The following is a 16093-nucleotide window of genomic DNA, read 5'->3' as shown; positions in this document are numbered from 1 at the left end:
CCGGGAGACATCAGGACCGCGACAGCATCCGACCGCACCCAGTGGAACGAGGTAACCCGTGAGCACACCGATCCAGCAGTCGTCGCAATCGTCGACGCTCCTCGGCATCAACGCCCTCACCAGCGCCCACGCGGGCATCCAGCGCTGCAAGACCGACGTGGACACCACCGCGGGCGGCCTGGCCACCAGTTACAGCTCCGCCTCCGAGGACGGCCGGGAGTTCCAGAAGCTGCTCCAGCAGTGGGACGCCCAGGCGCAGATCATCCTCAACAAGCTGCAGGGCCTGATCCACAACCTGAACACGACGATGCGGCACCACACCTCCACCCAGTCGGCCAACACCGACATGGTGCGCACCTCGCAGAGCACGTCGGACTCCGCCTACAGCCAGCTGACCGGCTGACCGACCGGTCATCAGGCCGACCGGCCGACAGTCCGACCGGGAAACCACCTTTACGACCCGAGGAGTTGCCATGAGTGCCGACGGTGTCATCCACGTCGAGTACAACCACGTCGAGCAGGGCGTGGAGGACCTGATCCAGCAGACCAGGGCCATCGAGACCACGCTGGACAACCTGGAAGCCGAGCTGGGTGAGCTGAAGGCCACCTGGCTGGGCTCCGACGCCCAGGCCTACACGGACGCGCAGCGGGACTGGAACAACGCGGTCATCGCGATGGAGCAGCTGCTGATGTCCCACGCCACCCTGCTCGGTGAGGTGTCGAACAACTACCGGCAGACCGAGAACAGCCTCACCCAGATGTGGAGCGAGCTGTCCTGACCGCGGGCCGGGCCGCACCGCCGGCGGTCGTGTCGCACGACCGCTGTGCGCACGGCCGTCCGGCGACGCGTCCCGACCACCATCGGCGCATCAAGAGACCCGTCAAGAGACCCGTCAAGAGACCGGAGGGAAGACGTGACATGGCAGACCTCACGCACCTCGACGCGAGCCAGCTGACCTCGTTCGTCGACCACGAACTGACGACCTTCAGCGGAGACCTCACGAAGATCCGCAACGACACGGCCGACCAGCCGCCCGTCGAGTCGCTGTTCACCATCCACTCGGCGCTCAGCGCCACCCCCGACAAGCAGCTCGCCATCGGCCCCATGGGGACCGCCGGCACGGTGCACGGTGACGCCCTGCGCACCAACACGGTCGCGCTGATGAAGAACGTCGACCAGGTCTTCGTCAAGCAGAAGAAGCTCTGCAACGACATGGAGCGGGACCTCAGGGACACCGTGACGACCCTGCTCAACGCCTCCGGGGCCTCGTTGCAGGCCGTCGCCACCGACCGGTTCATCTCGTCCATGGCCGACGTCGGTCAGGACCTCGGCGGCACCAGCCTCGCCTGACCCCCCACCCACCAGGAGTTCCCAGCACCATGGCAGACGAAGGCAAGTGGGAGCAGGCGGTCTACCTGATGACCGGATGGAAGGTTCCGGCCAGAGGCTCCGTCACCAGCGACCTCCAGGGCAAGTCGAACCGGAGTGACGGCAGCGGCGACGACGCCGTCGACACCCCCTGGTTCTCCGTGACCATCTCCAACGTCGGGAAGACCGACGCGACGGCCCTCGCGCAGCGGCTGGCCGCGCTCGGCGGGAACTACGTGCTGTTCTTCGCGGGCACCGGCGACGCGGGCCCGATGGAGAACGCCAGGGCCCTCAACCTGTACGTCGCGAAGATCACTTACGCGTGGCAGACCGGCAGCGGAGTGAGCGGGACCAACTTCCACAAGTACGCCAACGGCGTCGCGTCGGCCCTGGGCCAGCTCCAGGCATCCCCCTGGAAGACCACCGGCTTCTCCTTCGACGGACTGGCCGTGACGGAGACCGACTCCGTCGACCTGGGCACCTTCTCCTACCGGGCCAAGTCCCTCGACCGGGCGAAACTGTTCTTCGAGGAGCACGAGACCCGGCTCGACGGCTGGGTCAGTGCCATGGGACGGGACAACGCGGCCTGGCAGGGCAACGCGGCCGGTGTCTTCGTCAACCTCCTCGACACCCTGCGCAAGCAGTACAAGCACTACCACGAGCAACTGGCGCCCCACGGCTTCAGCAGCCAGAGCGCGAGCGTGGTGGACAGCTATGTCAGCAAGACCTTCCAGGGCAACGGACTGATCGAGGCGGAGCACGGTCTGAGTGCGGCCGTCAAGACGCTCAGGGACGCCTGGACCAAGTGGCACGGCGACCAGAACGGCACCGTCACCGGAAAGGCGCCGGACGGCTCCGCCAGCACTCCCGCGGGCCACTGGAACGCGGAGGACGTGGTGCGTGACGTCCTCAACGAGATCAAACAGTGGCTCGACACCAACAACGCCGGCAAGGTGGTCACCCACTCCAACACCTACGGCACCTCCTACGGCGGCACCGAGTACTGGTACGACCTCGTGGAGGGGTTCAAGGAGAACGTACCGGCGTACGGCAGCCTCACCGACCCCGCCAACTGGGCGAAGATCGGCCAGGAGGCGGTGGCCCGCTGGAACAACGGCATCACCGCTCATCTGGACCCCGCGGCCGACACCGCGACGACGACCCTCAGCGGCACCTGGTCGAAACTGATGAACACCGACTGGGACCCCGCGTACGGCTTCGAGCAGGCGCCCTCCGCCACCCTCACCACGACGGGCAGCAGCAGCAGCAGCGGCAACGACGGCGACAGCGACTCGACCTTCGATGTCGGCGACATCGCGGACATGCTGAACAACCAGAACTCCTCCGTCAACAACGCCCTCAACGACATCGCCTCGTCCACCGACGACGCGCTGAACGGCATGGGCTCCTCCACGAACGACGCGCTCAACGAGATCCTGTCCGGGGGAAGTTCGGGCAGCACCGACAGCGGCGGCGGCAGCATCGGCACCGGCCTCAACAGCGATCTCAACGACATCCTCGGCACCGGCGGCCTGTCGGGCGACGGGACGGGAACCGACAGCGGCAGCGGCCTCGGCACCTCGCCCACCTACACCTCACTGCTCAACAACGCCCTCAACGGCATCGGTTCGTCCGGCTCCGGCACCACGAAGATCAACTCGGACGGCAGCATCACCGTCACCAACCCCGACGGCGGTACGACGACCACCAGCCCGGACGGCACCGAGGTCACCGAGTACCCGGACGGCAGCACCCTCACCACCGACCCGGACGGCCGGACCACCCTGGTCAACGCCGACGGCAGCACCTCCGTGCAGAACGCCGACGGCTCCGTGACCACCACCTATCCGGACGGCAGCGAGGCCACCCTCGACCCCGACGGCTCCTACACCGTCCAGGGCGCCAACGGCGAAGTCAGCGACCTCGACCTGAAGCCGGGCCAGACCGTCACCAACCCCGACGGCAGCACCACCACCCTCAACTCCGACGGCAGCATCACCACGACATACCCCGACGGCCTGATCAGCACCCTCGAACCGGACGGCACCTACACCGTCGACGCTCCCGCCACCGACGGAGTCGACACCTCCTCGCTGTCCCCGGACGGCTCGGGCACGTCGACGAGTTCCGGCGCCGGCCTCAACAGTTCCGGCACCTCGACCAGCACCGGTCTGAACGGCGCGCTCGACGACCTCCTCAACGGCACCGCGTCCACCACCGACTCCCTCACCACCGCGACACAGGACGGCGACTTCCTCTACGACGACGTCCCCTACACCTCGTCGCTCTCCGGCGCGCTCGGCGGCGGAGTCTCGTCCGGCGACGGCCTCACCGGATCGTCCGGTCTCAACCCCGGAGCGCTGGCCGCCGCCTCCCGCATGGGCGGCCTCAACGGCGAGATGACCGCGGCCGAACGCGTCCGGTCCGGCTACTCCGACACCGACGCCGCCGTCAACGGCACCGCGCGCGCCTCCGCCGCCCGGTCGGCCGGCACCACCGAACAGACCGCGGCGCGGGCCACCACCAGCTCGGGCATGCCGTTCCTCCCCCCGGGCGCCGGACAGGGCGGCCAGTCCACGCAGAGCGAGGAGCGCACCCGGACCACCTGGCTGTCCGAGGACGAGGAGATCTGGGGGACCGACGAGGCCGCCGCACCCGCGGTCCTGGGCCGCGACGGCTGAGCGCCGACCGAGCGCGGAACGGAAGGAGACAGACCATGGAATCCCTAGAGGAACGCCTCGCCAAGGCCGTGCAGGCCCTGGAATCCACCAGGGCGGCGGTCGCCGACGCCGAGCAGAGACTGCGCGAGACGTCCGTCACCGTGATGTCCAAGGACCGCTCGGTGGAGGTCACCGTGGGCGCCCAGGGAGACCTGCGGGCCCTGCGGTTCCACGACGGCAAGTACCGGTCGATGGCCCCGGCCCAGCTCTCCGCCGTACTACTGGAGACGATCGGCCAGGCCCGCGCCCGGATGGCCCGCCAGGTGGTCGACACCTACCGGCCGATCTCCGAGAGCGTCCCCCGGCTCCCGGGGATGCCGGGCGCGGAGATCGACTGGGACCGGCTGTTCGGCTCCGCCACCGAGGAGGACGGCCACGCGGCCGGGAAGAAGCAGGACAGCAGGCTGCGCGACGAGATCGTGGAGGACCCGGCCCAGCCGTGAAGCGGACCGGGAAGCCCGGCACACCGTGAAGTCCCGAGGAACGAGGAGAACCGCCATGGCGAGTTCGTTCGAAGCCAACCCCTATCTGACCCGCAGGGGCGCCCAGGTGCTGGCGGACATCGCCGACCACGCCAATGCCCTGGTCAACGACCTTGAGCACTACCGGAACACGCTCACCGGCTGGGCGGGCGTCGACGACGACTACGCCGGGCAGGTCGGCCCGCAGATCAAGCGCAACTACCGGCAGACCCTCGACTCCGGCCGGCAGGTCACCGAGGCCATCGTCTCCGTCGTCGGCAACACGGCCGGCACCGCGAAGCACGTCGAGCGCGCACAGAACGAGGCGTACGACGGCATCGCGGCCGAAGAGGCCCAGTACGGCAGGCACTGAGAGCAGGAAGTGAACCATGGGTGATCTGAGAGTTTCGGAGGCGATGAACGGTGTTCTGATCGCGTTGATCGGTACGGGGTTCCCGCAGGCGAGTGAGACGGGGGCGCGGGTCTCCAGCCAGGAGCTGGCCGAGTTCGGGCGTCGGATGCGGGAGCTGGAGCAGGACATCGGTTACTCGGTGGCGCACATCGGTGACTCGTTGCCGGGTGACGCGGGCCGTGAGTACGTGCGGGCGATGTCGGTACTGACGGGGGCGGACGGGGGGACGAACTACCTGCGGGAGTACGAGCGGAGCCTGCGGAGTGTGGCGGCGGGTCATCGTGATCAGTCGTTGAACATCCAGGAGAGCAAGTGGCAGATCGTCGCCGAGCTGATCCGGTTGCTGATCGAGCTGACGATTCTGGCGGCGACGGCGTGGATCAATCCGGCGGCGGCGGGCCAGGCGGCGGGGGCGAAGGCGCGGAGTTCGGCGGCTTTCCTGACGGTGCTGGATCTGTTCCTGCGGCGGACGCACCTGATGCCGAGTCTGAGCGAGGCGTTGGAGGAGGCTTTCCAGACGCTGGTGGTGCGGCTGGGGCTGATGGCGTTCAACGATCCGGACATGCGGCCGTCGGGGGTGGACTGGCGGGCGGTGTGGCAGAGCGCCGCCTTCGGCGGTGCGGCGGGCTGGCTGTCGGGCCCCCTGCGCAGCTTCGCGGACCGTTTCAACGGGCTGTTCGCCAAGAGCGAGAGCCGGGGGCTGTTCAAGGACCTGTCCGGTGATGTGACGTCGAAGTCGGGGCGGGATCTTCCGGGTGGCGGCGGTACCACGGGCAATTCGCCGCAGTCGTCGGGAGATTGGCTGGCGTCGTCGCCGCGGCGGGCGTCGGAGTTCGTGGCGGACGGTCTGACGGAGGCGGTACCGGAGGCGCTGCTGGCGATGGCGTTCTTCGGGACGCCGTTCTCGTGGAGCGCGTTCGCGACGACGTTCTGGACATCGGCCGTCAGCGAGCAGACGTCGGATCTGTTGGGCGAGGGCGTGACCCATGGAGTGGGGAACGTCCGCGAGGCTTACGACGGCTCGGCACTCCAGGCGAAGAACACGGCAGGCGTGACCGGCGCAGCGATCCCCACCAGCTCACGTGGCACCTCCTCCACGACGGGCGGCACCACCACCGCCCCCACCGGGAACGGCAGGACCCGCCCGGCCCTGGGCGCCGGCGTCAACGCCCTGGACGTGCTCGACCGGATCGGCGCACCCGGCGTGACGGCCCCCACCACCGGGACCGGCGCCGGCCGCACCGGTGTGACGGACACCGAGTCGGCGCAGGCCCCCCGTACGACAGGAGGCTCGGGCACCCGGCCCGTCACGGAGCGCGCCGTGCCCGACGAGATCCTGGGCACCGACCGCCCCGACTTCGCTGCGGAGCCGACGACCGAGGACGTCACGGCGCCCGGCACGACCGCGTTGCCGACGACCACGACCTCCCCGGGCGCCCCGACCGGCACCAACGCCCCTTCCACGACCGGCAATTCCGCCACGGCCGACCCCAACCGGGCCATGAACACGCCGGGGTCCGAGGCGAACCGCGCCGACGCGGCCTCCCCCCACGGCCGTACCGCGGCGGCCCCGGAAGCGGCTCGGACCACAGGCACCCCGCCCGCCGAGGCGAACCGCCCGGCCACGACATCCTCCCCGGCCACCGACACCCGTTCCTCCGCCGCCGAGTCCGCGCGGACCGCGGAGACCTCCGCTACCTCCGCGACCTCGCAGAAGAGCCGCGCGGAGGACCGTTCCGTGCCGTCCGTGGCCGAGACGGCACGGCCCGCCACGGCCACCGGATCATCTACGTCGGGCCGCCCGACCACCGGGTCGCCCGCCGCCGACACCTCCGCGCAGCCGGAGTGGGCCACCCTGCGCGAAGAACTTGCCGCTGCCTGGGCGGCGAGCGCGCCGACTCCGGACGACATCACCACGGCCCACAACATCGTCCGTACGCACCAGAAGCCGACGGATTTCGAACCCGCCGAGCGGCCCTCCTTCACCGACCTGGACCCGGGCCATCTGGCCGTCTACGCGGTCGCCCTTGACCTGAGCGCGCACGACGACATCGATCAGGCCGAGGCGCTCTCCCGGCGGCTCGCCCAAGGGCGGCCGAGGGCGGAACGCGGCTATCTGCCCGGTGGCTCCGGCAGGGGGAGGCCCGGACCGCCGGGCGAGGGCACGTCCGACACCTCGCGCGTGTTCGGCCCCCGGGGCCCCCGCTCGGCGTCGGGATCCGGCGGCACCGGGTCCGTCGAGCCCGCCCGGCGGACCGCGACGAGCACCACGACCACGACGACCGCGACGTACCCGGCACCGGCGGCCGTCCCCACGGTCCCCACCGCCACCACGTCGACGACCGCCTCGACCTCGACCTCGACGGATTCGGCGCAGCAGCGCTCCGGTCGTCTCCCCGTCCCACCCGGATCCACCGCGAACCAGCCGGGCACCGCGCCGACCGACTCCTCGCAGCCGGACCGGTCCGCGGAGTCCTCGCGGACCGGCACAGGACAGCACCCGGCCGTCTCGACCGCCTCCTCCATGCCTGCCACCGGCACCGGTACATCGACAGACGCGGCGACCGGCGGCCGGACCCGGCCCCGGCAGCCCATGGGGTCCCGCGGCCCCAACTCGGCGCGTCGTGACCAGAGTGCGCCCGCGAGTGCCACCCCACGCGGGCCGGACACCTCACTGCCGGGCCACCTTCCCCGCGAGGTGTTCCGCAACGTCGACGTCGACGACCGCCCGTTCGAGGTACTGCGGGTGGAACCGGACGGCGAGTGCTTCATGACCTCGACGCTCGCGGGCCTGTCCCGCCAGCTGCCGGGTTCGCCGCTGGCCGGCCTGACCGTACGGCGGTTGCGCGACCACGTGGGCGACTGGCTCGCCGGGAACAGCGCGGCCGCGGTGGCGCGGCGCGCGGAACTCGACTCCGGCCCCTCTCCCGTCCGGGTGGTCATCGACGACCTCGGGCTCGCGCGGCTGGAAGACCTCCTCAAGCGCACGGCTCCCCGGCCCACTTCCGGACAGCTGGCCGCGATCGACCGCGACCTGAGCCGGCCGCAGTTCGTGCGGGAGCTGCTGCGCAGGTTCCCCGACCCCGTCGACCGGTCGGTCATCGGTGACTTCACGGCGGGTATGGCCGCCGCCCTGCTGCCCGACTTCACGCCGGACCCCACACAGATCCGTCCGGCGGACCGCCGGAGACTCGTCGCGGACCTGCGGCTGACGACCCTGCGTGAGCAGGCGGCTCGTGAACTCGCCACGGTCACTCCGCGCAGCCAGGCCCTCTACACGTCGCTGATCAGCTCGTACCCGGGCCTCCAGCGCATGTTCCCCCGGCTGCGGGACCTGCAGGCGCTCACCCCGAGCGCTGTCGCCGAGAGCGCGGTGCGCAACGTCGACATGTGGACGACCCCGTTCTACGACCAGGTGCCGCAGCTCACCGCCCTGGCGCTGGATCTGAACATCACGCCGGTGCAGCCCGTCGAGGGCATGGACGACCTCGCCTTCGCCAACCCGCTGAACCCGTCCGCCGCACGCTCCCTGCACGTGTTCTACGAGGGAGGCAATCACTACTCGGCGATGAACCCGGTCGGCGGGGCTGTCCCGGTCCCGTCACCCGTGATGATCACCGACAACCTCCTGACCGGTGACAGCCCGGTGGACGGCCTGCCCCCCACGGCCCCCTGGGCCTCGCCCGCGCGCCCCGAACCGCCCGCGCGCCCCGAACCGGCCGCGCTCACCGCCATGCTGCGCGACAAGGGAGCCAGCGACAACCTGCTCGCCCGTCTGAACGACCTCTCACCGGAGGCCGCCGACCGGCTCGGCCGGATGGTCACCCGGACACGCGCCACAGCCGATCCCGCCGCCGCCACCGACCAGGGGCCGCCCCCGCCGCCCGGTTCGGTGCTGGGAGCCGGTGCCACCGCCCGCAGGCGCCGCGACGCCGCCAGGACGCGCAGGACCTCGTTCCGGCCCGAACCCGTCGTACTCACCTTCCCCGGACGCGTGACCGTCATCGGGGCGGACCAGGCACGGGAGCTGGACACCGTGGTCGAACTGGCCGCGGAACAGGCGCTGATCAGCATGGCGGCGGGAAGGCCGCTGCCCGTGCTCAGCATCGACACGGAGCCCGCCCGACGAGCCCGGTTCGTGCTGCCCGGCACCGGCACGAGGGACGAGGGCGCGGTACGTGAGCAGTCCGCCGAACGCTATGTCCGCGACCGGCTCGCCGAGGTCCTGCGGGACAAACTGCCCGCGTACCGCAGACACCCGGTCACCGCCGACGACTTCCGCATCGAGACGGGCGCCCCGGCCCGGCACAGGTCGCAGGAGACGGCACCCTCCAGGACCGCACAGCCCCGGCCTGCGAACACCGTACGGATCACGGTCGACTACAGCCCGCCGCTCAACCCGGCCCAGGAGGAACTCGCTGCGGAGGTCCTGCACGACGAGTGGGCCTATCTGGCGGGGTCGGTCAACCCCCGGCGCGAGGCGGCCCTGCAGATCGCCGTCACCGTCGTCCGCACCCATCAGCGGGTCACGGGATTCCACGGGGAGCCGGATCCCGAGTTCGGGGACCTGCCGCTCTCCCACCGCGCGGTGTACGCCGTCGCGGCCGCCCTGGTCCGCAACCCGAACGACGTCGGCGTCGTCGAGGAACTGTCCCGGACGCTCGCGGCCAACCAGCCCCCGCCGGAGAACACGCCCCGGCCGGGCCCGCCCGCGCAGGGCCGTTCGCGGCTCGGACGGCCGTCCGGTGACCGGGCGCTGCCCGCCCCGCCACCCGTGTCCGGCGGCACCACGTTCGCCACCACCGGCCGGCACCACGTGGCGTCGCCCGTCAGCGCGCCCACCCCGGTCCGGCCACTCGGGCACCCACGTGTCCTGGCCCTGCCCCTGGCGGTGATGACGCCCGCCGGGCGACGGGCGGCACTGCTCGGCATGACCGACGACGAGCGGGCCTGGATCGCCACGGACCACCGACTGGTCCACGATCTGCGGAACTCGCTGAGCCGGCGGGAGTTCGCGCGGACCGCCGCGCTCCTCATGGTCGACGTGGCGCCCGGCGTGGACCAGCCGGTCTCCGCACGCCGCGAGGCGCACCGTCTGTTCGCCGCGCTGCTGCGGGACCCGGAGACCACCGAGCGGATCCTGACCAGCGGCGCGCGCGTCACCGTGATCCCGAAGGACGTCCCTCTGACCGACGTCGCGCCGTTCACGGCCCTGTCCGGGCGTGCGCTCTCCGGCGGCCGGGTCTGGGACGACGTACGCGGCACATCGGGGAAGGCCACCGCGATCAGTGAGGAGAACCTCCTCGGCGAGACCTCCGCGTTGCCGAACAGCGAGTACGCCGACGGATATTCGACGGCCGCGCACGAGCTGGCGCACGTCGTCCACAGGTACGGGCTCTCCGACGCGGACCGTGAGGCGATCGACCAGGCGTTCCGGAACAAGACCGCGCGGGGCCCCGACACCCAGTGGCCGGACGGCATACGCCGCGACCTGCACGGCCGCGTCACCGACAACTACTCGGCGACCGACCCCTACGAGTACTTCGCCCAGCTCAGCAACGCCTACTTCGGCGTCAACACGGGAACCGACGCGGCCACCGGACGCGCCCGCAACAACGGCGTCGGCCATGTGCGCGCCCACGAGGGCCCCCTGCGGGACCTCCTGGAACGCCTCTACGGCACCGATCCCACGCTCCTGCGTACGGGCCCCGCCAACCCGGTCGACGCGACCCGTGAGGAGAACGAGAAGTACGAAGCCGTCCGCCACCTCTACCCCGATCTGCCCCCGCTGCGGGACGAGCCCCCGCCGGCCGACACCCCCGTCGGTGACCTGGTGCGCTGGAACGGCCCGCTGACCGAGGCGCAGATCGAGAGCGTGAGGAGGCGGGTCGCCGAACTGGGGAGGTCCTCCCGGCTGAGCGCCGTCCGTATCGTGCGGGACCGGCTGAAGAAGCGGGCCGCCCGGCTGGAGGGCACACGGTTCCAGGACGAGGCCCGGGAACTCAAGGAATGGGTCACCCGGGAACTCGGGTACGCCTCGGACGGGGCCGGGATGAAGTCCCCGCCCAGGACCGTCAACTTCTTCTGGGTGGGCCGCCCGCTGTCTCCCGCGGCCGTCGCCAACGTGCTGGCCTGGGCCGAGACCGCCCGCACACACGGCTGGACCGTGCAGATGTGGACGGACACCACCCCGGTCACCATGGGAGGCGACAGCGCGGAGAAGCCGTCGCTGAGCACCTGGAGCACCGAGACAGGTCAGGCCTTCGCAGAGGCCGGCATCAGGTTCCGCTCGGTGCGTGACCTGTTCCCGCCCGACCGGCCGCCCACCGACGGCGACGACGGCTTCACCCTCGTCAACCGGCGGCTGAAGAAGCTCCGCACCATCTACGACCGGGCGCGCACGACCCCCACGGCGTTCCCGGTCGCCTCGGACGCGACGCGGCTCGGCATCATGCTGTACGAAGGCGGCACCTACGCGGACGTCGACCTCGAACCCGGCACGGTGGACCTCTTCTCACAGCCGCGCAAGATGGGCCGCTCCGACATCCCGCTCATCGGCCCCATGTTCCGCGACCAGGCGAGTTTCCGGGAACAGCGCGCGGAGTTCGCCCAGGAACTGCGGCTGCGTCCCGAAGAGATGGGCATGGTGGACGTCGCGTCCTACGCCATGACCCATGGGCGGTTCGGCAACGCCCTGATGTCGACCGTGCCCGAGTCGTCGTTCTTCCGGCGCGTCATCGACGCGATCGACGACGACATCCTCACCTGGAACGCGGAGGAACTGGCCTCCGGCGGCGCCTTCCTCACCGGCCCCCTGACCTTCACCAGGGCCGCCGTCGAGCAGACCGCCACCTACGGTCTCGGCGAGGTCGACGGCTCCGAGCACGGCGTGGCCATGGACCCCTTCGAGGTGGAACGCTGGGCGCACAGCGGCTGGCTCACCGACGAGAGCGAGAACCAGGTCGACCGCGCCCCGACGGGCCCCCCGGTACCGGGCCAGCTGCCGCCTCCGCTCCCGACGGGAAGCGTCTCCACGGTGTCCGGCGGGCAGGTCCATGTCGGGCCGGCCGTCCCGACCGGGGCCGGCGCCTCCGTCCCGGGCGGCACGGACTCGGACCCGGCGGCCTCCACGGACAGCTCCGACGACAGGGACGACAGCGACGACGAAGTGACCTTCACGGTCAGGGCACGCGGCTCGTCCACAACGCCCCCCGCCGCACTCACCCCGCAGGCAGTGCCGCGAGACCACCGCCAGATGCTCGCCGAGGGCACGATCGCGGCGTTGTCGGAGCAGGGCCGGGCGGACCTGAAGGCCGCCGCCATGGTGGCGAACGTCTCCGGTGGCACCGTCTTCGTCACGCACCAGACGTCTTCCAGTGCCAGGAGCCTCCCGGCAGACGCCGCGAAGGGCCTGCCCCCGCTCCCACCCCTCGTCCACGGCACGGACGAGACGGAACACGAGGCCGAGGAGCAGGAGTTCGCGTCCGCGGAGCGGGTGCCGTCCGCGGCCGAGGAGGAATCCGTCGCCGAATCCACGTCCCCCGAGAAGAAGCCCCTGACCGTCCGCTTCCCGAAGGGCTCGCGCACGATGGCGGACGGCGAGCACGAGGCGCTGCGCGGGCTGGCCCGGCGGCTGGCACGCGAGGCGCTGCGCGACCACGCCGCCGAACGGACACCGCGGGCGATCCGGGTGCGCGGCCGGGGCAACAGCTCGGACCACGCCGGATACACGGGAAAGCTGAGGGCGAAGAACACCGCACGGGTCCTCGAGGCCTGTCTGGCGGCCGAGTTGCGGACCCTTCAGACAGACGTCCGCCGCCCGCTGACCACGGGCGACCTCACTCTCCTCTACGGCTACGAGGACACGTCCGACCGGCGCCGCATGGACCCGCACGAGCGCCGCACCGCGATCGTCACCCTCGGCGACGAGGGACCCGACGGCGTCGAGTGGACTTCGCTGAGGGAGCCCGGTCTACGGGACCGTCACGAACTCGCCGAGACGCCGACGCGCATCCTGTTCGGCAGGGGCGACAAGACGGTGTCGGACCGTGGCCGCCGGGACATCGAGGATCTGGTGGACCGGATCGCCGTACGGGCCCTGCGTGAGCGGCGTCCGGGGGGCAAGCCGACCGTGATCCGGGTGGCGGGCCGCGGCAACGGGCGGGACACGGCGGCGGCGACCGGTGAACTGCGGGCGGTGAACACGGGGGCCGCGGTGGAACAGGCCCTGGCCCGCAGGCTGGCGGAACTAGGGAGCGGGGCGGCCGACCCGCTGACGATCGACGACTTCAGGATCGAGAACGTCTACGACGACACCCCCAGGGAGCTGTACGAGGACCCGCTGACCCACCGCCTGGCGACCATCACCGTCGGCTGGCCGGCCCGGGAGGACGACGAGGTCCAGGACCTCGACGAGGACAGGTACAAGGAAGAAGTCCCCCTCTCGGACACCGCCGAGACAGTGGCGATCCGCGAGGGGCAGTGGGAAGAAGAGACCGAGGAGGAGACCGAGGAGGAAGAGGACGGCACGGAGGTGGAAACGGCACGGGCCGACGAGGACAGGGGCGGTGCGCCCGTCGACGTCGTCCCCCTGGACCGGACGGCGCCCCACGAGGCGACCGACCGGGACTCCGCCGTCGGTTTCGAAGCCCTGCGCAGGCGCCTCGCCGTCCAGTGGTCACAGGACGCCCCGGCCCCGGACGACATCACCCTGGCCCACAACATCGTCCGCACCCATCAGAAGCTGACACCTTTCGAAACGGAGACCGAACCCTCCTTCTCCACCCTGGACCCGGGCCATCTGGCCGTCTACGCGGTCGCCCTGGACCTGCGGACGTACGACGACGAGGATCACGCCGAGGAACTCTCCAGGCGACTGGCTCAGGGCAGGCCCAGAGCCGAACGCGGCTACATGCCCGGCGGCAGCGGGAAGGGACGTGGTGGCCGTAGACCGAACCTGTTCCCCACGTTCGGCACTTCGCACGCGGGGGCAGGGGGCACGGCGGGCACACACGGTGGCGGTGCGACCGGCTCGTCGATGTCGAGTGGATCCGGCGGCTACAGCTCAGGCTGGGGACAGGCACCGCTCTACGCGCCGTACGGAGCCGTGGGGGCGGGCTCAGCGGGTGTGAACTCGACGGGAGTGAACTGGAGCGCACTGTCCGGGGACGAAGCGGTCAGGGCTTTCACGGGTGCACCGAAAGAATTCCTCGACAACAATGTGCTGCTCCTGCGCTTGGACGAGGGAATACAGGCACGGTTGTCGAGTCCCTCTTCCGAGGTGGCCAAGTTCGTCAATTGGATGAGCGGGCAGGATCAGCACTGGTTCGTACTGACAAGGGATCCGGGACGGTTCGCGACAGGTGGTCAGCCGGTGTACCTGTTGACTCCGGCGGTGGAGAAATACGCAGAGGCGTTCCAGCAGATGGACACGGAACTACGGAGGATACTCAGGAAACTCCGTGTTCCTCCGCTGCGCGAGCCGGAAGCGTACGTGAGGGCGCACTTCGTGCCCTATAAGACGGGATCCACGGTGAATCCCGAGGTGAATGTCGGTCACGCCGAGATACCGGTCCTCGGGAGTGGCGCCTTCGGCGGTGCTGATTTCGTGTTCACTCCCTCGATGAACGGCTGTGCCCTGGTGGTGACCGACGGTGAAGTGACGGGCAACTTCACTGCCTGGCACTACCAGTCGCCGAACAGCGCTAGCAACGTGACGGCCGCCGAGCGGTTCCGCAGCACGAAACGAACCATCGAATGGTTCGGGCACGAGCAGTACATGAGTCCGGTGGAGGGGGTGATTCCGGAGGCCACGAACCTTTTGTGGCGTGGTCCGGATGGATGGCAGATCCTCAGTCAGGACAATCACACACCGCTCTTCACCGCGAATTCGGCGACCCTCGTGAGAGTCCAGGTGAAGCCGATCTCCACCGGGCGCGGGGCGATCGACGTGGCCACGATCTACGGGTCGCTGGCGAGCGACCTTCTGGACAAGGTCAGAAGGGGCCATGGTGATTACGTTCGACATCTGGGCGAAGATGAGGGCAATCTCAATCTCATCACTGCCTACGGAATGGTGATGAGCCAAGCAGAGTCCGATGTGCGGGTCTTGCAGGCCGCCTCGAGCCCGAGTGGGCTGCTGGCTGCCGTCCGGTCGATCCAGGCCGAGCATCGAAAGACGGATGCAAGCGTTGCGCAACTTCTCGAAAATCAGAAAAAAAGGGAGGGGAAGCCGAAGTCGGGAGTCTTCGGCCACCGGAAGAAGCTGGACGGCTTGCAGCAGACTCGTGACGCGGTGCGGCGGATCATTTCCGAGGCGTCCGACAGGACCTGGCTCGACCGCCTGTCACGGGAGGCCGCCACCATGGCGAACCAAGCCTTCCCCTTGCCCTCCCCGGGCGCGGCCTTCGATGACGACTACCCGCCCACGCCCGGTGTGGCGCCCGTGCAGATGGTCAGAACCGGTGACCCCGCCTCCACCGACGAGTACTGGCCAGGGCCGCCCGCGACCTTCGCCTTCTCGCCACCCCAGGTGCCCTCGCACGGCTACTCACCGGCCGGGACGACCTATCAGGGGTGGTCGGCGTCAGCGGGTGCCTATCCCCATCCGGGGTGGGGAGCGGCAGGAAGCGGCGGCTTCGGGCATGGTCCGGTTCCAGGGAGTTCGGGTGGTCGGGTTTCGGCGGGGACGGTGTACACCGGCTACTCGGCTGCGATGCCGCCTGGTTCCGGAGTCGGTTCCGGTCCCGGTCCCGGTTTCGGGCTCGGTCCGGTTCCGGGGGGTTCGGTCGGTCGGGGTGCCGGGGTGCCGGTGCACACGGGCTACTCCGCTGGGGTGCCTTCGGGCTACGGCTACGGCTACGGCTACGGTCCGGGGCCGGTTCAGGGGGGTTCGGGCGCTCCGGTTTCCGGGGGAGTGGTGTACACGCGGTATCCCGGCGCGATGCCTCCCGGCCACCGCTTCGGTGCACCACCGGCACAGCGGGACGACGAGCCGACAGGGTCCGACGAGGAGCCCGTGATCCCCTCCCGCGGACCCAACTGGTGAGTGACCTGCCTGGCTTCCGAGCGGCCCGCGACCTCGGCACCCCCTTCCTCCGGTGCCGGTCCTCAGCCGGCTGATTGCGAACGA

Annotated in this window: 7 protein-coding genes; all 7 read left to right on the top strand. The window is 70.5% G+C overall.

Annotation, left to right across the window (positions count from 1 at the left end; all coding sequences use genetic code 11):
• Nucleotides 1–58: 58 nt before the first annotated feature.
• The 7 genes from ACFWBD_RS04415 to ACFWBD_RS04385 all read left to right on the top strand — a co-directional run bounded on the left by ACFWBD_RS04415 (nt 59) and on the right by ACFWBD_RS04385 (nt 16009).
• Nucleotides 59–403, top strand: coding sequence for a hypothetical protein (locus ACFWBD_RS04415; protein WP_385662471.1), 345 nt, complete (start codon nt 59–61; stop codon nt 401–403).
• 70 nt (nt 404–473) lie between these two features.
• Nucleotides 474–779 carry a WXG100 family type VII secretion target gene (locus tag ACFWBD_RS04410; RefSeq protein ID WP_385662469.1) on the top strand — a complete coding sequence of 102 codons (306 nt, stop codon included), beginning with the start codon at nt 474–476 and terminating at the stop codon, nt 777–779.
• Nucleotides 780–919: 140 nt separating this feature from the next.
• The gene (locus ACFWBD_RS04405) at nt 920–1351 is read left to right on the top strand and encodes a type VII secretion system-associated protein (protein WP_385662467.1); all 432 of its coding nucleotides are present in this window, start codon (nt 920–922) and stop codon (nt 1349–1351) included.
• Nucleotides 1352–1380: 29 nt separating this feature from the next.
• The gene (locus tag ACFWBD_RS04400) at nt 1381–4050 is read left to right on the top strand and encodes an AAWKG family protein (RefSeq protein WP_385662464.1); all 2670 of its coding nucleotides are present in this window, start codon (nt 1381–1383) and stop codon (nt 4048–4050) included.
• Between the two features lie 35 nt (nt 4051–4085).
• Nucleotides 4086–4532 carry a YbaB/EbfC family nucleoid-associated protein gene (locus ACFWBD_RS04395; protein WP_385662462.1) on the top strand — a complete coding sequence of 149 codons (447 nt, stop codon included), beginning with the start codon at nt 4086–4088 and terminating at the stop codon, nt 4530–4532.
• 55 nt (nt 4533–4587) lie between these two features.
• Nucleotides 4588–4923, top strand: a complete 336-nt coding sequence (locus ACFWBD_RS04390) for a hypothetical protein (protein WP_385662459.1) — start codon at nt 4588–4590, stop codon at nt 4921–4923.
• 16 nt (nt 4924–4939) lie between these two features.
• On the top strand, nt 4940–16009 hold the full coding sequence (locus ACFWBD_RS04385) for a hypothetical protein (protein WP_385662456.1): 11070 nt from the start codon (nt 4940–4942) through the stop codon (nt 16007–16009).
• Nucleotides 16010–16093 lie beyond the last annotated feature (84 nt).

This window comes from Streptomyces sp. NPDC060002 (genome assembly GCF_042737245.1).
GTDB lineage: Bacteria > Actinomycetota > Actinomycetes > Streptomycetales > Streptomycetaceae > Streptomyces.
The sequence above is the reverse complement of the archived record's forward strand: the minus strand, read 5'-3'. Positions and strand labels throughout refer to the sequence as shown.

Excerpts from the sequence above, each read along its gene's own strand:
- ACFWBD_RS04390 (WP_385662459.1), top strand. The coding sequence starts at position 4,588 with ATGGCGAGTTCGTTCGAAGCCAACCCCTATCTGACCCGCAGGGGCGCC.
- ACFWBD_RS04400 (WP_385662464.1), top strand. The coding sequence starts at position 1,381 with ATGGCAGACGAAGGCAAGTGGGAGCAGGCGGTCTACCTGATGACCGGA.
- ACFWBD_RS04405 (WP_385662467.1), top strand. The coding sequence starts at position 920 with ATGGCAGACCTCACGCACCTCGACGCGAGCCAGCTGACCTCGTTCGTC.
- ACFWBD_RS04395 (WP_385662462.1), top strand. The coding sequence starts at position 4,086 with ATGGAATCCCTAGAGGAACGCCTCGCCAAGGCCGTGCAGGCCCTGGAA.
- ACFWBD_RS04410 (WP_385662469.1), top strand. The coding sequence starts at position 474 with ATGAGTGCCGACGGTGTCATCCACGTCGAGTACAACCACGTCGAGCAG.
- ACFWBD_RS04385 (WP_385662456.1), top strand. The coding sequence starts at position 4,940 with ATGGGTGATCTGAGAGTTTCGGAGGCGATGAACGGTGTTCTGATCGCG.